The 20,669-nt window shown below is 72.4% G+C and carries 20 protein-coding genes and 1 pseudogene; 5 read left to right on the top strand and 16 right to left on the bottom strand.

Going from position 1 to position 20,669, the window contains the following annotated elements; all coding sequences use genetic code 11:
• Positions 1–136 precede the first annotated feature (136 nt).
• Positions 137–691, bottom strand: coding sequence for an orotate phosphoribosyltransferase (gene pyrE / locus GSY65_RS20170; RefSeq protein WP_055540402.1), 555 nt, complete (start codon positions 689–691; stop codon positions 137–139).
• Positions 692–737: 46 nt separating this feature from the next.
• Positions 738–1,532, bottom strand: a complete 795-nt coding sequence (locus GSY65_RS20165) for an aldose epimerase family protein (protein WP_159770739.1) — start codon at positions 1,530–1,532, stop codon at positions 738–740.
• Positions 1,533–1,977: 445 nt separating this feature from the next.
• On the opposite strand from GSY65_RS20165, the gene GSY65_RS20160 reads away from it, so the two are divergent.
• A complete protein-coding gene (locus GSY65_RS20160; protein ID WP_159770736.1) occupies positions 1,978–2,196 on the top strand; it encodes a hypothetical protein in 219 nt (72 codons plus the stop codon).
• Between the two features lie 17 nt (positions 2,197–2,213).
• Here the strand turns inward: GSY65_RS20160 and GSY65_RS20155 are convergent, their stop codons facing one another.
• The 5 genes from GSY65_RS20155 to GSY65_RS20135 all read right to left on the bottom strand — a co-directional run bounded on the left by GSY65_RS20155 (position 2,214) and on the right by GSY65_RS20135 (position 7,287).
• Complete coding sequence (locus tag GSY65_RS20155; protein ID WP_201452602.1) at positions 2,214–3,299, bottom strand: SRPBCC family protein; 1,086 nt, start codon at positions 3,297–3,299, stop codon at positions 2,214–2,216.
• Positions 3,300–3,410: 111 nt separating this feature from the next.
• On the bottom strand, positions 3,411–5,147 hold the full coding sequence (locus tag GSY65_RS20150) for a polyamine aminopropyltransferase (protein WP_443043241.1): 1,737 nt from the start codon (positions 5,145–5,147) through the stop codon (positions 3,411–3,413).
• Positions 5,148–5,549: 402 nt separating this feature from the next.
• The gene (locus GSY65_RS20145) at positions 5,550–6,071 is read right to left on the bottom strand and encodes a DUF2617 family protein (RefSeq protein ID WP_159770733.1); all 522 of its coding nucleotides are present in this window, start codon (positions 6,069–6,071) and stop codon (positions 5,550–5,552) included.
• A gap of 504 nt (positions 6,072–6,575) precedes the next feature.
• On the bottom strand, positions 6,576–6,971 hold the full coding sequence (locus GSY65_RS33350; protein WP_201452601.1) for a hypothetical protein: 396 nt from the start codon (positions 6,969–6,971) through the stop codon (positions 6,576–6,578).
• 91 nt (positions 6,972–7,062) lie between these two features.
• Entirely contained in the window at positions 7,063–7,287 is a 225-nt protein-coding gene (locus tag GSY65_RS20135) for a hypothetical protein (RefSeq protein WP_159770730.1), read from the bottom strand.
• A 496-nt stretch (positions 7,288–7,783) separates the two neighbouring features.
• Here GSY65_RS20135 and GSY65_RS20125 point away from each other — a divergent pair, with 496 nt between their 5' ends.
• On the top strand, positions 7,784–9,004 hold the full coding sequence (locus GSY65_RS20125) for a pyridoxal phosphate-dependent aminotransferase (RefSeq protein ID WP_159770727.1): 1,221 nt from the start codon (positions 7,784–7,786) through the stop codon (positions 9,002–9,004).
• 298 nt (positions 9,005–9,302) lie between these two features.
• Here the strand turns inward: GSY65_RS20125 and GSY65_RS20120 are convergent, their stop codons facing one another.
• From GSY65_RS20120 to GSY65_RS33880, 3 genes are all read right to left on the bottom strand, one after another.
• A complete protein-coding gene (locus GSY65_RS20120; RefSeq protein WP_159770724.1) occupies positions 9,303–11,390 on the bottom strand; it encodes a hypothetical protein in 2,088 nt (695 codons plus the stop codon).
• Between the two features lie 305 nt (positions 11,391–11,695).
• The gene (locus GSY65_RS33885; RefSeq protein WP_236580231.1) at positions 11,696–12,025 is read right to left on the bottom strand and encodes a Uma2 family endonuclease; all 330 of its coding nucleotides are present in this window, start codon (positions 12,023–12,025) and stop codon (positions 11,696–11,698) included.
• Positions 11,968–12,249, bottom strand: coding sequence for a hypothetical protein (locus GSY65_RS33880; RefSeq protein ID WP_236579919.1), 282 nt, complete (start codon positions 12,247–12,249; stop codon positions 11,968–11,970). Before GSY65_RS33880 ends, GSY65_RS33885 begins: the two co-directional genes overlap by 58 nt.
• Before the next feature lie 126 nt (positions 12,250–12,375).
• On the opposite strand from GSY65_RS33880, the pseudogene GSY65_RS33875 reads away from it, so the two are divergent.
• Positions 12,376–12,752 (top strand): annotated as a pseudogene (locus GSY65_RS33875) (aminotransferase class I/II-fold pyridoxal phosphate-dependent enzyme); the annotation flags it as partial.
• A gap of 130 nt (positions 12,753–12,882) precedes the next feature.
• On the opposite strand, the gene GSY65_RS20105 reads toward GSY65_RS33875, so the two are convergent.
• Together GSY65_RS20105 and clpB are read right to left on the bottom strand one after the other, a co-directional pair.
• Positions 12,883–13,413 carry a YbjN domain-containing protein gene (locus GSY65_RS20105; RefSeq protein ID WP_159770721.1) on the bottom strand — a complete coding sequence of 177 codons (531 nt, stop codon included), beginning with the start codon at positions 13,411–13,413 and terminating at the stop codon, positions 12,883–12,885.
• A 117-nt stretch (positions 13,414–13,530) separates the two neighbouring features.
• Positions 13,531–16,128: an ATP-dependent chaperone ClpB gene (clpB, locus tag GSY65_RS20100; RefSeq protein ID WP_159770718.1), complete on the bottom strand. Its 2,598-nt coding sequence runs from the start codon at positions 16,126–16,128 to the stop codon at positions 13,531–13,533.
• A 117-nt stretch (positions 16,129–16,245) separates the two neighbouring features.
• Here clpB and GSY65_RS20095 point away from each other — a divergent pair, with 117 nt between their 5' ends.
• A complete protein-coding gene (locus GSY65_RS20095; RefSeq protein ID WP_159770715.1) occupies positions 16,246–16,659 on the top strand; it encodes a pyridoxamine 5'-phosphate oxidase family protein in 414 nt (137 codons plus the stop codon).
• Between the two features lie 174 nt (positions 16,660–16,833).
• Here GSY65_RS20095 and GSY65_RS20090 read toward each other — a convergent pair whose 3' ends face one another.
• A complete protein-coding gene (locus GSY65_RS20090; RefSeq protein ID WP_159770710.1) occupies positions 16,834–17,169 on the bottom strand; it encodes a hypothetical protein in 336 nt (111 codons plus the stop codon).
• Between the two features lie 21 nt (positions 17,170–17,190).
• Entirely contained in the window at positions 17,191–17,343 is a 153-nt protein-coding gene (locus GSY65_RS20085; protein WP_201452872.1) for a hypothetical protein, read from the bottom strand.
• A 128-nt stretch (positions 17,344–17,471) separates the two neighbouring features.
• Between GSY65_RS20085 and GSY65_RS20080 the strand changes: the two genes are divergently transcribed.
• Complete coding sequence (locus tag GSY65_RS20080) at positions 17,472–18,488, top strand: helix-turn-helix transcriptional regulator (RefSeq protein ID WP_380967114.1); 1,017 nt, start codon at positions 17,472–17,474, stop codon at positions 18,486–18,488.
• Positions 18,489–18,495: 7 nt separating this feature from the next.
• Here GSY65_RS20080 and GSY65_RS20075 read toward each other — a convergent pair whose 3' ends face one another.
• Both GSY65_RS20075 and GSY65_RS20070 read right to left on the bottom strand, forming a co-directional pair.
• Positions 18,496–19,638: a helix-turn-helix transcriptional regulator gene (locus tag GSY65_RS20075; protein ID WP_236579918.1), complete on the bottom strand. Its 1,143-nt coding sequence runs from the start codon at positions 19,636–19,638 to the stop codon at positions 18,496–18,498.
• A 641-nt stretch (positions 19,639–20,279) separates the two neighbouring features.
• A complete protein-coding gene (locus tag GSY65_RS20070; RefSeq protein ID WP_159770704.1) occupies positions 20,280–20,459 on the bottom strand; it encodes a hypothetical protein in 180 nt (59 codons plus the stop codon).
• Positions 20,460–20,669 lie beyond the last annotated feature (210 nt).

Here is a 20,669-nt window from a genome sequence, read left to right as displayed (position 1 = left end):
TGTGCTTACGAGCCCTGACCTAGGGTTGCGACATCATCGTCGGCCCCATCTTTCCAGACTTGACCGGATGCTCCGGTCAGGGTGTCCGAAACTGTCCGGTAACCCCTGGCCCTGGTGTTCGTACGGCGGACCGGTCTCAGTCGAGACCCAGCTCGTCCTTCGAGAACGCGAACCGGTACGGGACCCCGGCGCCCTGCTCGATCTTCTCGGCGGCGCCGGTCGCGCGGTCCACGATGGTGGCGACGGCGACGACCTCGGCCCCGGCCTCCCGGACGGCCTCGACGGCGGTCAGCGGGGAGCCGCCGGTGGTGGAGGTGTCCTCGACGACGAGCACGCGGCGGCCCGCGATGTCCGGCCCTTCGACCCGGCGCTGCAACCCGTGCGCCTTGGCTGCCTTGCGGACCACGAACGCGTCGAGCCGGCGGCCCCGCGCGGCGGCGGCGTGCAGCATCGCGGCGGCCACCGGGTCGGCGCCCATGGTGAGACCGCCGACCGCGTCGAAGTCGAGGTCGGCGGTGAGGTCGAGCAGCACCTGCCCGACCAGCGGGGCGGCCTCGCCGTCGAGGGTGACGCGGCGCAGGTCGACGTAGTAGTCCGCCTCCAGGCCCGACGACAGGGTCACCTTGCCGTGCACGACGGCCTTGTCCTTGATCTGCCGCAGCAGCGAGCCGCGAACGTCCACGTCAGTCATGGCAGCCAGCTTAAGGGGGCGGCAGGGGGCGCTCCCGCCGGTCCGTTCAGAGCCTGCGCCAGCTCCAGGTGGTGGCCGCCTCCAGCGGGTCGATGGGGGTGACCAGCCGGGGGTGGGTGTTGAGCCCGTTGGGCGGGCCGGTCTGCGGTTCGACGCACACGGCCTCCGCCTGCTCGTCGTAGACCACGACCCACTCCTCCCGCGAGGCCACCTTCAGCTCCAGCAGGCCGGGCCAGGTGAGGGTGACGTCGACGCCGTCGGGCATGCCGAAGCAGTCGTCCCAGGGGCCGGGCCCCGGGTCGATGCGGTTGCCGGTGGGCAGGTGGTCGGCGCCGCGCTCCTCCTGCCAGGCCGGGGCGAAGTCGAGCCGTACGTCGTCGCCGCCGTCGCCCAGGCTCCGGTTGAACCACGGGTGCCAGCCGATCTGGGCCGGGAAGGACGAGTCGTACGTCTCCACGGACATGGTGAGGGTGAGGGCGTCCGGGGTGAGCGTGAACACCTGGGTGACCCGGCCGGGGTACGGCCACGGGTCGACGAGGTCGTACGTGAGGACCGCCTCGGTGTCGGTGTGGCTCGCGACCCGCCAGGGGCTCTCGCGCGTGGTGCCGTGGATGGCGTGGGGCGGGGCGTTGAGGGGCATCTGCTGGACGGCGCCGCCGCTGAGGAAGCGGCCGTCGCGGACCCGGCCGCACCAGGGGACCATCGGGAAGCAGCCGAACCGGTCGCCCTGGCGCAGGAGTTCGCGCCCGTCGATCCGCAGGCCCGCCACACGTCCGCCGTTGGCCGGGGTCAGCACGGCCTGCGCGTCGGCCGCGGTCAACGTGATCTCTTCGCTACTCACGCTGCGAAACCCTACTGGGGGTTGCCGCCACGGGCCCCGCCGACATGGCTGCGCGGACCAAGGGGCGCGGCAGGAAAGGGATTTGACGGGAGAAGGGGAACAACCGCAGGGGAGCGCCGGGGCGGGGAGGAGCGAGCGTCGGGGCCCAGGCCGGGGAGGAGTGCGGACGGGAGAAGTGCGGGGCCGAAGAGGGGCGGGGGCCGGGGAGAAGCGCCGCGGGCAGGGGATGAGTGCGGCCGGGGAAGCACGAGGGCACGGAGGGAAGAGGCCGGGCCCGTACGGGGTTGAGGGAGCGGGGTCCCGCAGACACGGGGGTCCCGCAGACACGGGGCCGCGGGGGCACGGGCCGCCGTGGTTCGGGGCTGCCTCGGAACTCCCTGCCTCACGTGGGCGTCCTACCCGGTGAGGCTCGATGTTCGTGGTACGCGACGAGAGGCGGTTTGCCATGCAGGCGGACGACACGACCAAGCTCGAGACCACCCTGGCGGACGGGCGACGTCTGACGTTGTCGCTGCCGCCGACGGACGCCGGATGGGCCGCCGGGGGCATCAAGGGGCTGCGTCCGGTTCCGCCCACGCACACGGGGCGCGGTGAGGAGCCGCCCGCCCTGCCCGAGCGCCCCGTACTCCCGCTGGAGATGGCCCTGCTCGGCCTGGGCGCGTAGCGCGTAGAGAGAGCGCCTCAGCGGCGTCGGCGCAGGGCTCGGGCCACGACGACGGCGGAGGCCACGGCGAGGGCCGCCGCCGGGGCCGCCCAGCGGAGGGCGACCGTGCCGACGGAGCCGGTCTCCGGGGCAGGGACGGGGGCGTAGCGGCCACGCGGTGGCGCGTGGTCGACCTCTTCCGCGCTGCGGCCGATCATCGTGCGCCGGGCGTGCGCGGCCTCGGCCGGTGGCTCGCCCCCGGCGACGAAGTCGTTCTCGGCGAACGGATCCAGCGAGGGTGGCGGCACCTCGGCCTGGAACACGGAGGCCGGCGGCACCTCCCCGACACCGGCCCCGACATCGGCGTCGTCGCCCTCGTCGACACGGTCGCCGTCGCCCGCATCGGCCCCGGCACCGTCACCCGCAGGGGCACCGGTGCCAGTGTCGGCGTCGGCATCCGCGGGGGCCGTGGCCTCTTCGCGGTCGTCGCCGCGCCCCTCGGCCGGCGCCGGCGCAGGCACCCCGCCGTCCGCGCTGCCGGGGGCGGCTCCCTCCTCGGACGGCTCGGCGGTGGTCTCGTCCTCCGCCTCCGGTCCGTGGCCGCCCCGGTTCGCCTCCTCAGCCGCCGGGCCCCGCTCGCCGCCCCGCTTCTCCTTCCCGGCGGCCCGTTTCTTCCCGCCCCCGCTCCCGTCCGCGTCGGCCTTCGGCGCCTTGCCCAGCTTCTCCGCGAAGCGGGTCAGGAGGCGGCTCATGGCGGCGGCGACCGCGTCGGCGGGGAGTTCGGTGACGCGGCCGTCGGCGGTGGCCGTGCCGGTGAAGTGGAGCATGGTGCCCTCGGGGGCGGAGGTGAGCCGGATGGTGAGGGCGAGTCGTACGGTGCCGCTGCCGCGGACCTCCGCGGCGTCGCCCTCGACGACGTACGAGCCGTCGTCGGCGCCGGACACCCGCAGGGCACCGCGATAGGTGATGGTGTGGCCGGCGGCGCGCACCTTGAGGCGGCCGGCGACGGGTGGGGTGCCCGCGTCGTGCTGGAGCCCGGGGACCGCTCGGGCCACCCGCTGGGGGTCGGACAGCGCCTCCCGGAGGCGGTCGGCAGGTACCGGAACGAACACCTCATGCTCCATGGCAGGGGAGCCTACCCACGAGTCGCCGCACCGCACCCGCACAAACGCGTGATTGCTCGCGTTGCGCCCCCGGCGGACGCACTCCGTGGTACCGGCCGGGCCGGGCCGGGTTCAGCGGGCGTATCGCGGGTGCACCAGGGTCGACGGCGGCAGCCCTTCGGCGCGGGCGGCGTCTGCGAGGGGGGTGCCCGTGCCGCGGACGTCCACCGCACGGTCCCCGCCGGCCGTGCCGCGGGTCGCGATGACGAACCCCCAGTCGTGCGGGACGCGGTCGGTGTGGGCGGTGCGGTCGGGGCGGGTGACGAAACCGGGGGCGCGGGCGGCCACCCGGTAGGGCGTGGTGTGCAGGCCGGCGGCGCGCAGGGTGGCGTCGACCGTCCAGAAGACCTCGCGGCGGGACGCCACGGGGCCCGCGTGCACGACCAGCCGGCCGTCCTCGGCGAGGACGGTGCGGGCGAGGCCGTAGAACTCCTGCGAGTACAGCTTCGCGCTGTCGGTGATGCCGGGGTCGGGGAGGTCGGCGATGACGACGTCGTACGGGGCGGACGGGCGGGTGTGGCGGAGCCAGGTGAAGGAGTCGGCCGTGACGGCGTGGACGCGGGGGTCGTCGTAGGCGTGGCCGTTGAGGGCGGAGAGCGCCGGGTCGGTGCGGGCGAGACGCAGCACGCCCGGGTCGAGTTCGACGACGTCCACCCGCCGTACGCCGTCGTGGCGCAGGACCTCGCGGGCGGCGAGGCCGTCGCCGCCGCCCAGGACGAGGACGCGGGCGTGCGGTCCGGCCTCGATCGCGGGGTGGACGAGGGCCCGGTGGTAGCGGTGCTCGTCGCGGCCGCTGATGCGCAGACGGCCGTCGAGGAAGAGGGAGAGCGGCCGGCCGTGGCGGCCGCCGGTGAGGACGATCTCCTGGACGCCGGTCTGCACCGCGACGCGCACGTCGTTGCCGTACACCGCGCGTCGGGCGGCGCGCTCGAAGTCGTCGACGTTGACGGCGGCCGAGGCGAGCAGCGCGAGGACGACGGCGTTGACGCCGAGCAGCAGCCAGCGGGCGCGGCGGCTCAGGTCGTGGCGGAACAGGCCGAGGACGAGGGCGGCGCCGACCAGGGCGTTGACGGTGCCGGTGAGCAGGGCGCCGGTCAGCTGGCCGAGCCAGGGCAGCAGGAGGAAGGGGAAGGCGAGGCCGCCGACCAGCGCGCCGACGTAGTCCGCGGCGAACAGGTCGGCGACCGCGCCGCCCGCGTCCTGGCGGCGGATGCGCTGGATCAGCTCCATCAGGAGGGGGACCTCGGCGCCGATGAGCAGGCCGATGGCCAGGGAGAAGCCGACGAGGAGACAGCGGGAGCCGGGGGCCCAGACGCCGCCCCAGTCGCCGGTCCACGCGAACACGGCGTACAGCGCGAGGGCGCTGGCGCCGCCGACGAGGGCGAGGGCGGCCTCGATGGCGCCGAACCCGAAGGCCGCGTGGGGGCGGAGGCGTTTGGCGGCCAGGGAGCCGATGCCCATGGCGAAGACCATGACGGAGAGGACGACGGAGGCCTGGGTGACGGAGTCGCCGATCAGGTACGAGGCGAGGGCGACGAGTTCGAGTTCGTAGACGAGTCCGCAGGCCGCGCAGACGAAGACACCGGCGAGCACGAGGAAGCGGCCGACACCGGGGCGGACGGGGAGCCGGGCGGCTCCGCCCGGGAGGCCGGGTCCACCGCTGGGGCCGGGTAAGCCGAGGGTGCTGTCCTGTCCGCCGGGGGTGCCCTCGTACCCGCCGTGGCCGTCACCGGGGCCGCTGCCGGGGGCTCCTCGGTCGCGCCATGCGGCTGGGACGCCTAAGGGTGCGGGGGCGGGCGGCTCGATCACTCCTGGCACGCTACCGTCACGCGTGCGCGGGGCTGGGTCACCCACAAGGGTGGTCTGCGGGTGGGCGCCGGGCGCCTCATGGCTCTGGGGCGCGTGTTTCGTCGACGGGTGCGGGTGGGTGAGGGCTTGCCGCGCGGTTCACCGCACCCCTGAGGAGCGGCCGGGGCTGCGCCCCGTGCACCTCAACGGCGCCGCCTGATGAGGGCCGGGCCGTCAGGCCCACGTCTTCCGGGAGAGGACGGGCTCCACGCCCGGTCCTCCAGGGCCGCATGCCCGTCCCTCCATGGGCGCGGGGAACCGCGCGAGAAACCACGACGCACCGACACCGACACCCGCACACGCACACGCACACGCACACGCGGCACCAACAGCACGCCCCCGAACTACTGGGCGCCCGGCCCCTCACAGCGGCACCGACACCCGCACGCCCACCCTCGTCCTGGTGGCGACCAACTGGCCGTCCTGCGGATACGCGTGCCACGTGCGCCAGTGCACCTGGCCCTCGTAGCGCTGCGCGAGCATCGCCGTGAAGGCGTGCGGGCTGCCGGGGAAGACGCCGGCGAGTCCATGGGGGTGGTCGGAGACGAGCGCGAGGAGTTCCTGGGCGCGGCCCGCGAAGGAGCCGGGCGACAACACCTCCACCCGGGCGGCGAATTCGTACTCCCAGTCGCCCACCCTCTTGGCCACCCCCAGCGGGAGGGGCGTGCTGGAACCCGGGATGCAGGCGACCGTCTCCGAACAGTGGCCGCCCCTCTCCTCCTCCAGGAGCACCTGGTGGGACGCCCCGAGAAGCCTCAACTGGAGCTTCGCGCCCGCGAGTTCGAGGTCGAGCGCGGCGAGGGCGGGCAGCGGTTCGCGGCCCAGGGCCCACGCCAGGTCGGCCGCGCGGGTGTCGGTGTAGGTGGTGTTCAGGATCGTGAGCATGGGTCGGCTCCGCTAGCACGCAAAGAAGATGAAGAGGGGAGGTCCGGCGCACCCCGCTTCGGCACCGGGGATGGGGCCCGGTCAGCCAGGTCGGGGTGGGGACGACGTCCCAGCGGTCCGGTCAGCCAGGACAGGCCTGCCGGGAGGGACGTCCGGGGGCTGCGTTGGCGATTTATAGGGAATCATGAACTGTGGCGCCACCACAGCGTTTTTACCCAACTTGGCGTGCTTTCCATCCCCCCGAGGGCTGTACAGCTCAACTGTTCAACCAGGCGTGCGCCCCTGCCATGGAAGTGCTACGTGTGCGCCCGTCGCGGCGGTCGCACGAACGACGGGGGGCGCTCGCCGGGCAACCGGACCCTCCCGGCGTACCCAGGCGTGCGCATGGGGCACGCGATACGTGGTGCGGGAGGTACGCGTGGGGCGGGGTGGGCGGACGCGCGAGCGCCCGCCGGGAGTTCGATCCCGGCGGGCGCTTCTGGCGTGGAGCTCGGCTGCCCCGTGTCAGCTGCCTCCACCGCATCCGCCCCCGCCACCGCCACAGGAGGAGCCGCACGACGAGCTGCTGCTGCCGCACGACGACGAACTGCTGCCGCAGGACGACGAGCTGCTACCGCACGACGAACCGCCGCTCCCGGACGAGGAGTGCCTGTCGTCGTGCGACGACCCGCTGTCGCCGACGGCGGCGGCGCCGCCGAGCACCCACCAGCTCTGGTCGCTGCCGTGGTGCGAGTCGCTGTGGCCGCTGCCGCGGCGTGCGCTCCCGCCGCCGTGACCGCCCGTTCGGCGGCCGGCCGTTCGCGCGGCTCGGGCGTTGCTCCTGTTGACGGCGACGAAGACCGTCGTCAGCACCACGAAGACGGCCCCCAGGATGATGGCCAGGATCACGATCGCGTTCATGGCGCCCCCCTTCTTTCTCTCAGTCCCCCGAAGCAACCCCCCGTGGGTGCCTCGCCTTGTTCGAGGTGCGGTACCGCCGAGCCCTTCGGGCTCAGCTGCCGCCGCCGCATCCGCCACCACCGCCGCACGAGGAGCCTCCCCCGCACGAGGAGCTGCCCCCGCAGCCCCCGCCGCCGGAGTTCCCGCTGTCGGCCCACCAGCTGCCCCGGCGGCGGCCGCAGGCGCCGGCCCGTACCGACTTCCTGGAGCTGACGATGACGGCGAGGACCACGATCAGTACGAGGCAGGCGATCCCCACCACGATGCCGATGTCCATGGCGTCGTCCCCCTTTCCGGTCCCCCGTTGTTCCCCGTTGCGCCGCGGGACGGCCCCCGTGGGCCTCCCGTCGTCCAGCGTGACGCTGGGATGCCCGCGTGCGCGGGCGTTCAAAGCGGAGTTGAGCAAGTCCAGAGGTACGCGGTCAGTCGCCGCCCCCGCCGCCACCGCAGCCCCCGCCGCCGCAGGAGGAACCACCTCCGCACGAGGAACCACCTCCGCAGGACGAGCCTCCCCCACAGGACGACCCGCCCCCGGACGAGCCTCCGTCCGCCCACCAGCTGCGGCGGCGCCGACGGCGCGAGCCCCCGCTGAGGCTCGACACGATGCCGAGCAGCACGACCGCTCCGAAGACGAGGAAGAACCAGGTCTCCATCTCCGTCACCAGCCTTTCGTTCCCCCGTGCAGACCCCCCGTGGGTCGTGCGTGACCTGGGGATGCCCTGGCGTTCGACGGCCCAAAGCAGAGTTGAGGAACTCCAGAGGTTGGGCGCAGGATGACGGCCATGACCTCCAGCGCACGCCCCGCAGACCCCGCCGGCACCGCTGCCCGGCCCCCGCTCAACCGGCGGCTCGCCGAGTTCGGGACGACGATCTTCGCGGAGATGTCCGCGCTCGCCCTGCGGACCGGCTCGATCAACCTGGGCCAGGGCTTTCCCGACACGGACGGCCCCGAGGAGATCCGCGAGGCCGCCGTGCGGGCGCTGCGGGACGGGCGGGGCAACCAGTACCCGCCGGGCCCGGGCGTGCCGGAGCTGCGCGCCGCGGTCACCGCGCACCAGCTGCGGCGGTACGGGCTGACGTTCGACCCGGACACGGAGGTGCTGGTCACGGCGGGCGCCACGGAGGCCATCGCGGCGGCCCTGCTGGGGCTGCTGGAGCCCGGTGACGAGGTGGTCGCCCTGGAGCCGTACTACGACTCGTACGCGGCCTGTGTGGCGATGGCGGGCGGACGGAGGGTGCCCGTGACGCTGCGGCCGCACGAGGGGCGTTTCCGGCTGGACCTCGACGAGCTGCGGGCCGCCGTCACCGACCGCACCCGGCTGCTGCTGATCAACACCCCGCACAACCCGACCGGCACGGTCCTCACCCGCGCGGAGCTGACGGCGATCGCGGAGCTGGCCGTCGAGCGGGACCTGCTGGTGGTGACGGACGAGGTGTACGAGCACCTCGTCTTCGACGACGCCGAGCACCTGCCGCTGGCGACGTTCCCGGGGATGCGGGACCGCACGGTGACCATCGGCTCGGCCGGCAAGACGTTCTCGTTCACCGGGTGGAAGGTGGGCTGGATCACGGCGCCGCGGGAACTCGTCTCGGCCGTCCGCTCGGCCAAGCAGTACCTCACGTACGTCGCCTCCGGGCCCTTCCAGTACGCCGTGGCCGAGGCCCTGCGCCTGCCCGATTCGTACTTCGACGAGTTCCGCGCCGACATGCGCGCCAAGCGGGACCTGCTCGCAGGCGGCCTGGAGCGGGCGGGCTTCAAGGTCTTCCGCCCGGCCGGCACGTACTTCATCACCACCGACATCCGCCCCCTCGGTGAGAGCGACGGCTTCGCCTTCTGCCGCTCCCTGCCCGAACACTGCGGAGTGGTGGCGATCCCCAACGCGGTCTTCTACGACCACCGCGAGCAGGGCGCGCCCTTCGTACGATTCGCGTTCTGCAAGCGGACAGGCGTACTGGAGGAGGCCGCGCGCCGCCTCAAGACACTGGGCGCATAGGGCCTGGGCCGTCGGGTATGCCGGGTCCGAGGCCCTGCGCCTGCCCGACTCGTACTTCGCGGACTTCCGCGCGGACACGCTGGCCGAACGGGACCTGCTCGCGGGCGGCCTGGAGCGCGGCTCCAGGAACGATCGTCACCAGCGAGGGCGTCCTTCAAGCACCGGAAGGCGCCCCGCCCGCCGATGGCGATCCGCAGCCGATCGGCAAGGGCGGCGTCCCCGGCCTCTTCGACGAACAGCTCTCGTGTCAGTGCCGGCGCACCCGGCGACGCCCGGAGGGCCGGGCGGTGTTGCCCGGTCAGCGGCGCCGCTTGCGGCCGCTCCTGCCCGAGGGGCGCCGAGCCTTCCGGGCGTCGCCGAGGCGGGCGCGGCGGGTGCCCAGTGCCCGGTCGGCCAGCTGCCCGAGCTCGTCGAGTCCGACCCGGTCCGGGTGCGCGGAGTCCAACGCGGCGGCAACCGCGTCCTTGACCTCGGGGCCCTGGGCGCGCAACGTCTCCTCCGCGCCGCCCGCGCCGCCCGCCAACTCCATGAGCTGAAGCAGGCTCTCGGCGAGCACCAGCAGAGACTCCGCCTCGGTCATGTCCTCGGGGGACAGCAACTCACGGTGCGCGAGCGCGTTCAGCGCCAGCGGCGCCAGCTGTGTGTCTCGCCGCAGCAAACGCAGCAGCCCTTCGCCCTCGCCGTCCGGCAAAGCCGTCAGCAGCACGTCGAGCATCGCCTGCGCACGCGTGCGAAAGGGCATGGCCCTTACGGCGTCGGTCAGTTGCCGCAGGGCACCTTCCCGCTCGCCGCGGGCCGTGATCCAGCCGGCCAGCTCCGTGCGAGCGGCGTCCGGGTCGTAGTCCTCGGCCAGCACCCCCAGCAGGCCGGCCGCCGGCGCCTGGGCCAGTTCACCGACCAACGGTGCGTCCCTGCCGGCCGCCAGCAGCCGCTGTCGTACGGCCCGGGTACCGAGTTCGGTGAGACGGATGAGCTCGACCGGCCCGGCGGTCAGCTCCATTCGCCAGGCATCGGCACGCTCCCGCGCCACCGGATCCGTTGCCGCCCCCGCGACGCCCAGCAGCTCCGCGACCTCCGGCGGCATGTCCGCGAGCAGCTCGGGACCGGCATCGGAGAGGTCGATGTCGAGGAACACCGGATCGGCCATCCCGCGGTCACGCTCGATTGCGCCCAGGTCGTCCAGCAGGTCGAGCACCGCGCGCAGGTCCCGGTCGGCGTGCTCGAACCACATTCGGTGCTGCAGGTCCGGCCCGGCGTCGAGCTGGAAGGAGCTCCGGTAGGCCAGGTGTACCGTGTCGCGCAGCCGCGGCCAGGGCATCGGGTACGGCAGGCTGTAGAGCGTGTTCAGCACGTCGTCCAGGACGTCCTCGTAGACGTCGTAGAGCATCGACTCGACGTGCCAGCCGCTGCGTGCCCCGATCAGGGCCTGCCGCAGCTCGAAGCACGCGTCGAAAGCGCGCAGCCACAGCTGGAGCGGGTCGGCCAGCACCGGCCGGGCCTTGGCCACCGCGTACAACCGCCCCTTGACCACCCGGACCAGCCGTGCCTTCTTCGCCCACTCCATCAGCAGTCCCAGCCGCGGCAGGTCGGCCGAAGAGCGCACCCCGTCGGTTGTGTCGCCAGTGCCCAGCAGGTCCACCAACTCACGGGCATCCGCCATCCGCAGGCGTCCCGTCGCCGTCACCGGGCGGCCGCCCTGCCCCGCCCACTCGGCGAGTCCGCGCAACTGCGCCACGGTCGTCGACGCCTCGGCCCGTCGGCGCAGTTCGTCGTCCGGGGGAAGCAACACGGGCAGCTGCGGCTCGGCCCGGGCCACGCCGGACAGCGCGCGGCCGGTCAGCCGCCGTTCCATGATCGCGGCGAGAGCCCGCTGATCGTAGGCGACCTCCCCGCGCTGCGCCCGGTCCGCGAAGCGCTGAAACGCCGCCCCGTCCTGGACGTCCACGCCCTGCTCCGCGGCCGTCATCGCCCAGAACTTCGCCAACCCCCAGCGAGCGCGGTCCGTCATCGCCGCCGGATGCTGTTCCGCGACCCTGTCGACCACGGCAAGGGAATCCTGGAGGGAGGGGCCGCGCGGGTCCGCCAACTGGGCGGCGTGCAGATAGCGCAGCAGCGTGCGCAGTGTGTCCGGGGCGTCGGCGCGTTCCTCCCCGGGAAGCTCCGTGACCTGCTGAGGAAACCAGGAGAGCAGCAGATCCTCCACATGGCGCGGCTCCCACAGCCCCAGCCGACCGTCGGCAGTCGCCCGGTGTCGGTACTCCAGGGCCGCCTCGGCAGTGAATCCGTCCACCGCCAGCCCCTGCTCTCCGGCCCACCGGACCAGCCGGTCGACCAGCAGCCCGCACGCCGTCTCGAACTCCTCATCGGCCTCGGGTTCGAACCGCATCCGCATGAAACTCGTCCAACCTGTCAGCAGCAGTCCTTGCCGTGCCACGCTATCGCCGAACCGGGGTCGGCAACTCGGCCCGAGGACGAGCGACCCGCCACCTCAAGGGCAATACGTGGTGGTTGTCACCCGCAGCAAAACGCGACCTTGAACTTCCTTGCGGCGAACCGGACTTCGCCAACGCCACGCTCCGTGGCCGATCCCGATCGACGAACGGCCAGGCCATCCCAGCTGTCTGCCCCGACCAGCAACGACCAGGTCCGGCCACGGCGGTGCCGACGGGACGGGCCTGGCCAGCGGGCTCGTCAGCGGGCGTCCGCCTCGGGCTCCGGGCGCGGGAGTTCGTCGAGGTCGAGGGTGAAGGTGCGGCCGTCGGCCAGGGGGATGGGGAGCTTGCCCGTGCCGTACTTGTGGGTGTGTGCCGCGAGGTAACCGGTGCCGGTCGGCTGGGTGTGGAGGACGACTTCCTGGGCGTACGGGTCGACGACCAGATAGATCGGGATGCCGTAGCGGCCGTACTTCGCGGTGCAGTCGTCGTAGTCCCTGCGCGCGGAGGAGGTCGAGACGACCTCGGAGATCAGCTGGACGTCCTCGAAACTGTGGCGCTTGCCCTCCCGGCGGGCTTCCTCGCGCAGGATCGCCAGATCGGGGGCGGAGTGTCGTCGGCGGGGAAGTCGATGTAGACGTCGGAGACGGTCTTCGCATGGCGCCCGAGGGACACGATGGTGTCGAACTGCATCGACTTGATCGTGCTGGAGTGCTCGACGCTCTGCGGGGGCATGATCACCTTTCCGTCGGCCCCGAACAGGACCGTGTACCCCTTGGGGAACACGGTGTGCACGATCGCGTCGACGCTCATGGACGGCTCCTTCCCGTGGTGGTCAGGATACGGCGGACAGCACCCTGTCCCGAGCCCGGCGGTACGGCTGTGAGCCCGGTCCGGACAGGTCGCCGCGCGGCATACGAAGAGATGTGCGAAAGCGGAGTCGCCTGGGTGACGGCGGCGCCCGCGCCGGTCTCCGCGGTACGCGCGGCGAAGCAGTACCTGATCCACGTGGCGTCGGGGCCGTTCCAGTACGCCGTCGCCGAGGCGCTCGCGCTGCCCGACGCGTACGGCGAGGCGTTTCCCCGCGGACACGCGGGCCTAGCCGGACGTGCTGACGGCGGGGCTCGCGGACTCCGGGTTCGACGTGTTCACGACCGCCGGGACGTACTTCGTCACCACCGACATCCGCCCCCTCGGCGAGAGCGACGGATTCGCGTTCTGCCGGGGCCCTGCCCGAGCGGGCCGGGGTCGTCGCCCTCCCGAACGCGGTCTTCTCCGACCACCGAGAAGCGGGCGCACCGTTCGTGCGGTCCTGACGAGAGCCCGGCCCCGGCGCCACCGTGGTGGTCGCGGCCCGGGCCGGGCTCTGCTGCGTCTACGGCGCGGACCCGGTGGTCGTGGACCGGGTGCCGTCCAGCCCGCCCGGTGGACGGGGTGGCCGAGGGACTACTCGTCGTCGCTCTCGGGCTTCTCGGACTCGTCGATGTCCTCGGCGAGGCCGAGCTGCTCGACGAGCCACTTGTCGAACTCGATGGCGGCGCGGACCCAGCTGACGGTCGAGGAGACGAAGTGCTCCAGGCTGACGCCGGTGCCGATCAGGAGCTGGGCCTCACCGATGAGACGGACCGTTCCGTCGTCGTGGGTGTGGCTGTACACCTTGGGCCACAGGGTGCGGCGGTTCCAGTCGTCGATGGTCTCCAGCAGGGCCGGCTTCTCGGTGATCTGGTGCGGACGGTCGTAGAACGTGCGCACCGAGAAGACCTGCTGGTCGCCTTCGCCCCGGAACATGAAGTAGGTGCGGAACTCCTCCCACGGCGCCGCGAGGTCACCCTCGTCGTCGACGACGTACTTGAGCTCCATCTGGTCGAGGAGCTGCTTCACGAGGTCCTGATCCGGCACCACGGGGCCCGGCGGGGGGCCGGGCTGCGGCTCGGGCTGGCCCCCGAAGTTCGGAATCGAGGACGGGTCGATGGACATACTTGGACACTCCAACTGTCGTCTGGCTCGTCCGGCCGTCGCTGAGACCAGACGTCACGACCCACCCTCTCTCCCTTGCCCCCCACCCGGCAACCTGCCCCCTCGGGCACTCCGGAACTACAGGGCCTTTCCGGTCGCCGGACCCACGATCAGCCCATCGCCGAAGGCGTCGACGCGGACCGTGTCGCCGTCCTTGACCTCGCCGGCGAGGATCTCCTTGGCGAGGCGGTCGCCGATCGCGGTCTGCACGAGACGGCGCAGCGGGCGGGCGCCGTACGCCGGGTCGTTGCCCTCGTCGGCGAGCCACGCGAGGGCCGCCGGGGTCACCTCCAGGGTGAGGCGGCGCTCGGCGAGACGCCGGGCGAGGCGGTCGATCTGGAGGCCCGCGATCCGCTCCAGCTCGGCCTTGTTCAGGGCGGAGAAGACCACGAGGTCGTCGAGGCGGTTGAGGAACTCCGGCTTGAAGGACGCCCGGACCACCTCCAGGACCTGCTCCTTCTTCTCCGTCTCGGTGGTGATCGGGTCGACCAGGAACTGGCTGCCCAGGTTGGAGGTGAGGATCAGGATGGTGTTACGGAAGTCGACCGTCCGGCCCTGTCCGTCGGTGAGGCGGCCGTCGTCCAGCACCTGGAGCAGGATGTCGAAGACCTCGGGGTGGGCCTTCTCCACCTCGTCCAGCAGCACGACGCTGTACGGGCGGCGGCGGACGGCCTCGGTGAGCTGGCCGCCCTCCTCGTAGCCGACGTAGCCGGGCGGGGCGCCGACCAGGCGGGCCACGCTGTGCTTCTCGCTGTACTCCGACATGTCGATGCGGACCATGGCCCGCTCGTCGTCGAAGAGGAAGTCGGCGAGCGCCTTCGCCAGCTCGGTCTTGCCGACGCCGGTCGGACCGAGGAAGAGGAACGAGCCGGTCGGGCGGTCGGGGTCGGCGATGCCCGCGCGGGAGCGCCGTACGGCGTCGGACACGGCGCGCACGGCCTCGGTCTGGCCGATGAGGCGGCGGCCCAGCTCCTCCTCCATGCGGAGCAGCTTCTGGGTCTCGCCCTCCAGGAGGCGCCCGGCGGGGATGCCGGTCCAGGAGGCGACGACGTCGGCGATGTCGTCGGCGCCGACCTCGTCCTTGACCATGGTGCCCTTGGCGACCTCTTCCTCCGCCTCGGAGGCGGCCTCCAGGGCCTTCTCCAGGGTGGGGATCTCGCCGTAGAGGAGCTTGGAGGCGGTGTCGAAGTCGCCGTCGCGCTGGGCCCGTTCCGCCTGGCCGCGCAGGTCGTCGAGCTTCTCCTTCAGCTCGCCGACGCGGTTGAGGGACTGCTTCTCCTTCTCCCAGCGGGCGTTCAGGCCGCGCAGCTCCTCCTCCTTGTCGGCGAGGTCGCGGCGGAGCCGTTCGAGGCGCTCGCGGGAGGCGGCGTCGGTCTCCTTGTCGAGGGCCAGCTCCTCCATCTTCAGCCGGTCGACGGCGCGCTGGAGCTCGTCGATCTCGACGGGCGAGGAGTCGATCTCCATGCGCAGACGGGAGGCGGACTCGTCGACGAGGTCGATGGCCTTGTCGGGCAGGAAGCGGGAGGTGATGTAGCGGTCGGAGAGGGTGGCGGCGGCGACCAGGGCCGCGTCGGCGATCTGGACCTTGTGGTGGGCCTCGTAGCGGCCCTTGAGCCCGCGCAGGATCGCGATGGTGTCCTCGACGGTGGGCTCGGAGACGAGGACCTGCTGGAAGCGGCGCTCCAGCGCCGGGTCCTTCTCGATGCGCTCGCGGTACTCGTCGAGGGTGGTGGCGCCGACCATACGCAGCTCGCCGCGGGCCAGCATCGGCTTCAGCATGTTGCCGGCGTCCATCGCGGAGTCACCGCCGGCGCCCGCGCCGACGACGGTGTGCAGCTCGTCGATGAAGGTGATGATCTGCCCGTCGGAGTCCTTGATCTCGGCGAGGACGGTCTTCAGGCGCTCCTCGAACTCGCCGCGGTACTTCGCGCCGGCGACCATGGCGCCGAGGTCGAGCGCGACGAGCCGCTTGTCCTTCAGGGACTCGGGCACGTCGCCCTTGACGATCCGCTGGGCGAGGCCCTCGACGACGGCGGTCTTGCCGACGCCGGGCTCACCGATGAGGACCGGGTTGTTCTTCGTGCGGCGGGACAGGACCTGGACGACCCGGCGGATCTCCTGGTCCCGGCCGATGACGGGGTCGAGCTTGCCCTCCCGCGCGGCGGCGGTGAAGTCCGTACCGAACTTCTCCAGGGCCTTGTACTGCCCCTCCGGATCGGCTGTGGTCACCCGGCGTCCTCCCCTGGCCTTCTGGAACGCCTCCAGAAGCTTCTCGGCGTTCGCACCCTGCCGGGAGAGTACGTCCCCGGCCTGGCCGCCCTTCGCGGCGATCCCGATCAGGAGATGCTCGGTGGAGACGTACTCGTCGCCCAGGTCCTTGGCCCGGTTCTGGGCGTCGGCGACCACGGCGAGCAGCTCGCGGTTGGGCTGGGGCGGCGACACGGTCGACCCGGTCACGCTGGGCAGGCCCGCGAGGGCCTTCTCCGCGCCGGCGCGGACGGCCGCCTGGTCGGCGTCGACGGCGGCGAGCAGGTCGGTGATGTTCTCGTTGTCCTGGCCCTGGAGCAGAGCCAGCAGCAGGTGTGCGGGGGTGAAGTCGGGGTGCCCCTCGGACACGGCCCGGTTGCTGGCCGCGTTGATCGCGTCCCGGCTCCTGTTGGTCAGCTCGGCGTCCACGTTCGCGTTCTCCTCCTTGTGTCAGCCCTCATCCACGCTGACTTGAGCAACGTACACAAAGTTGAGTCTATTCCACTCAAGGCGGTGAGGGGGAGGCGACTCGTAAGGTTGCGGGCCATGGCGAAGTACTCCGTGGACCCGGGTGCCCCCGACGAGACCTATCTGCGCTTCTGGCGCGAACGGCATCTGTGCACCCTGACGACCCTCCGCCCGGACGGCACACCCCATGTGGTGCCCGTCGGGGTGACATACGACCCGGAGGCCCGACTGGCTCGGGTGATCACCGGCAGACAGAGCAAGAAGGCGCGGAACGTCCTGGCCGCCGGCCCGGACGGGGCCCTGGCGGCGGTGTGCCAGCTGGAGGGGCGCCGCTGGGCCACCCTGGAGGGCCGGGCCTTCGTCCGCACAGACCCCGAGCGGGTCGCGGAGGCGGTGCGGCGGTACACGGAGCGGTACGACAAGGTCCCGCGCCCCAACCCGGACCGGGTGGTCATCGAGATCGAGCTGACGGCGGCACTGGGCCACGGCTGACCGGTCACCCGGGGCGGCGGTTGATCATTTTCAGCTACGACGGCCGCGGGGCGAAACCTGCGGACATCCCGAAATATCCCCGGAAACCTGCAGCGGCGTCACCGTGTTCAGGTCACGGTGACGCCGCTGCTGGGGGGAAGCGCCTGAGCGATTTGAAACGACGGGGGAATCGCTTCAGGCACTGCGGGGGGTGGCTGATACGCCCGAGGAGGCCGGGGTCTCCGGTTCGGTGAGCTGATGGTCGCGCTGGTCGAGGTTGACGAAGATCATCCCGTACCGGACGGCACACCGTACGGGCTGCGGCGCGCCGCGCGGTCGCCGCAGACATCGGTACGCCCGGATGTCCTCGTCCTCGTCCCGGGTCACCACCACCGGCTCACCGAACACGGTCACCATCAACGAGTCACCGCTGTGGGGGATGGCGGTGGCCAGGTCGATGAAGTGCCAACCGGATCGGTAGGCGGTAGCCATCTCTCGGCGGAAGGAACGGTCGTCGGGTGGAGTCGTCATGTCAGGCCCAGACGCTTCCACTCACGGCCAGTAGCTGTCGGCGGGAGCCGCGACGACGAGATCGCCGGACCCCTTCGACGGCCAGTAGCTGTCCGCCTCGTTGCCGCTGTCCGCGCCGGAGAAGCCGCCCAGCGCTCCGAAGGTCAGCACGACGGAGAAGGCGGCGACAAGCACCGAGCAAAGCATCCTCTTACGCATAGTCGGCTTCGTCCTCACTTGAAGGTCCCCTCTTCCCCCGTCGCATACGACGATGGCTCATTCGGGCACGTCATGGCCACATAATCGATGCATCATGTTCCTGCATGTTCAGGACCCTGGGGGGTGGAGATTTGCCATCAAATCGAACTAAAGCGACACATCCCCATGGCGTGACCGAGATGTGCGAGGAAGGCAGCCGCCTCTACGCCCACGCCCTGCGCACCGGGCGCATCGCCCGCACGGACGCCGACGCGGCGCCCTGCCTCATGGAGTTCGCCCTCGTCCACCCCGACCCGGATGACGCGGACTGGCTGCGCCCGGTTCCCCCGTCGATCGCGCTGGCCCAGCGACTGAACCCCATAGAACGCGAGATCACCGAGCGCAGGCGGCTGTCGATCGAACTCGCGGACACCTTCGAGCCGTTCATGGCGCTCAGCCTCCAGGAGACGGGGAGCACCCACTCCATCACGGTCCTGGAGGGCAGCGACCGCATCAACGCCGCGCTCAACCTGGCCACGGCGCAGTGCCGGAGCCAGATGCTCACGGTCCAGCCGAGCGGCCGCCGGCTGGAGAGCAGGATCGTGCAGGGCCTGGAGCGCGACCGTCCGCTGATCGAACGCGGGGTGAGCATCAGGACGCTGTACCAACACACCGCCCGCTACAGCCCGGAGAAGCTGGCCTACGTCGACCAGGTGGCCGGCAAGGTGGAGATCCGCACCATCGACGAGCTGGTCGAGCGCCTGATCATCTGCGACGAGACGGTCGCGTTCATCCCCACCCGCGACGACCAGCAGGTCGCGCTGGAGCTGCGCCACCCCGGACTGGTCCGCTACCTCATCAAGGTGTTCGAGTTCATGTGGGCCCGCGCCGTCCCGCTGAGCACCGACGCCCCCTACGAGGCCACGTCCGAGGGCATCTCCCACATCCAGCACTCCATCGCCAAGCTCCTCGTCGAGGGACACGTCGACGAGGCCATCGCGCGTCGGCTCGGGATGAACGTACGGACCTGCCGCGCGCACATCGCCAAGCTGGCCACGGCGCTCGGCAGCGGCAGCAGGGCGCAGCTCGGCTATCTCATCGCGCAGTCGGGGATCCTGGAGCAGGAACAGCCGCTCCCCTAGGGCACCCCTAGGGGCCTTCCGACGGATCTCCGGGGGCGAGGGAGCGGGGTTCGGTGCGCACTCCCGGCGTGCCGGGCGCCGCGACGCCGCGGAGGTCCGTCAGAGGGCCCCTGGGCCCGGCGGACGGGGCGGGCAGGGACAGCAGGTCGTCCCCGGTCTCCGCCGGGGGCCGCTGCGGGCCGTCCAGCCCCACCTGGGCGATACGGACGCCGAGCTGGGTGCGGCTGGCGGCGCCCAGGGTCTCGGAGAGGCGGGCGATGTGCGCCCGGCAGGTGCGAACGCTTATGCCGAGGCGTTCGGCGACGACCGCGTCCTGGTGGCCCTCCGCGAGGAGCGCGGCGATGGACCGCTCCCGGTGGGTGATGCCCGCGATGCCGGAGGACGGCAGCGGGGCGGTCAGCGGGATGCCGAGGCGCCAGAGCCGTTCGAAGACGGTGACCAGGTACTCCACCAGCGCGGGGTGGCGGATCTCCAGGGCCATGGTGCGGTCGGCGTTGGCGGGGATGAACGCCACGGTGCGGTCGAAGACCATGAGGCGTTCCACGACCTCGTCGAGGGTGCGGGCCTCCGCCACCTCGCCCATCATCTCCATGTAGTTGTGCAGGCCCTGGCCGTGCCGGGCCACATGCGTGTACAGGTCCCGCATCCGCACGCCGCGCCGGCACATGGCGAGCGCCCGGTGCAGCCCCTCCCGCAGTTCGTCCTCGCGCCGGATGCCGCCCGGCTGCACGGTCATCACCTCGGTGGTGCAGCGGTCGGTGGCCTCGTCGATGGCCGCCCGGATGCGGGACAGCCCGTCGAGGACCCGGATCGCCGCGCCCTCCGCCGGCTGGCCGGGCCGTACGGCGCTGAGGCCCGCGTACCACTCGACGGCCTCGACGGCCGCGCCCACCCGGGCCTGACTGGCACTGACCTCGGCGTGGACGCCGCGCAGCAGCCGGGTCATGACCTCCTGCGGGGAGGTGGGCACCAGCCAGCCCATGTCGTCGGGGTCGGGGTGCAGCAGGGCCAGTTCGACCAGGCAGGGCACGCTCTCGGCGTCCTCGCGCGGGAGACGGCCCCGCCGTACCGCTCTGGCGTACACCCGGTCCCCGGCCTCGCAGAGCCGGTCGGCACCGTGGGGATGCCCGTCCGTCGCATGCCCGGCCATGACCAACTCACCCCCGGTTCCAGCCTGTTCGCAGCGCAACTATGCGCGGCCCGCACCGCCTCCGCAACACGACGACACCGTCCCACTGCCCCAAATGACGGCTCTCTGTCACAGTTTGCCCACCCCTCAGGTAGTGCGCCCTGCAACAAGCTGAAGAAACGATCCCTGGAGATCGCATGGAGGGTCCGTGAAGACCTGGACGGGGCGGGGCCGGGGGCTCCGGCCGTCCGGAGGTCGCCCGCAGCGGTGTCACGGGGCCGGGCGCGTCGGTGTCACGGAGCCGGGCGCGCCGGTCGGCCACGGGTGGCTCGCGCGGAGCGACTCCCCTGCGCGGACGGACTTCAAACCCTTCGTTTCCGCTGGTCACGATCGCTCCCGCAGGACGGCGAAAACAAGACAGTGAGCAGCGCGCCACGCGGCGCACGTGCGAAGGGTCATGACGGACGCGTTCGACGCCTCCGCGAGGGCCGGCGCGCGGGGCGGGAGGTTCGAGCGGCCGGGTGAGGCCGGGGCGGCCCGCGAGCCGGCGCCGGGCGCGCTCCAGCCGGTCGAAGCCGCCGGTCGAAGCCGTCGGCCGCACCGTTCGAACTGAGGTTCAGGGCGGACCGGACGGTCCGGACGTTCACGGGCCGGGGCGCGGCCTACGCGGGTCCGGGCGCCGGCGGCGTACCTCGCCGACGCCTGCGGGCCACGTCCGTGAGGGCGTCGCCGGAGCCGGCGGCGGCGGTGGCGGTGGCGGCGAGGGTCGTGGCCGGCCGCTCACCGCCGCTGACGTCGCCGGTCACCGCCGGTGTGATGGCCCACGCTGACGTCGTTCTCATCGTTGACGTCGTTCTCACCGCTGACGTCGTGGTCGTCGCCGGCGTCGTTGTCGTAGCCGCTCGGTGCTGGTGCCGCGGCAGGCAACGTCTGCCCGTCGAGGAGCGGCGTCCGGTGCGTGCTCTCGGCGCGCCGGGCGCACGTCCTCGTACGGGATGTACTCGGGGCGTGTGCCCGGTGCGGCGAGAGTGCGTGCCGGGCGTCGCGACGGG

The organism is Streptomyces sp. HM190 (assembly GCF_009857135.1).
Classification (GTDB): domain Bacteria; phylum Actinomycetota; class Actinomycetes; order Streptomycetales; family Streptomycetaceae; genus Streptomyces; species Streptomyces heilongjiangensis.
Note: the sequence above shows the minus strand (reverse complement) of the source record. Positions and strands in the feature narration are given on the sequence as shown.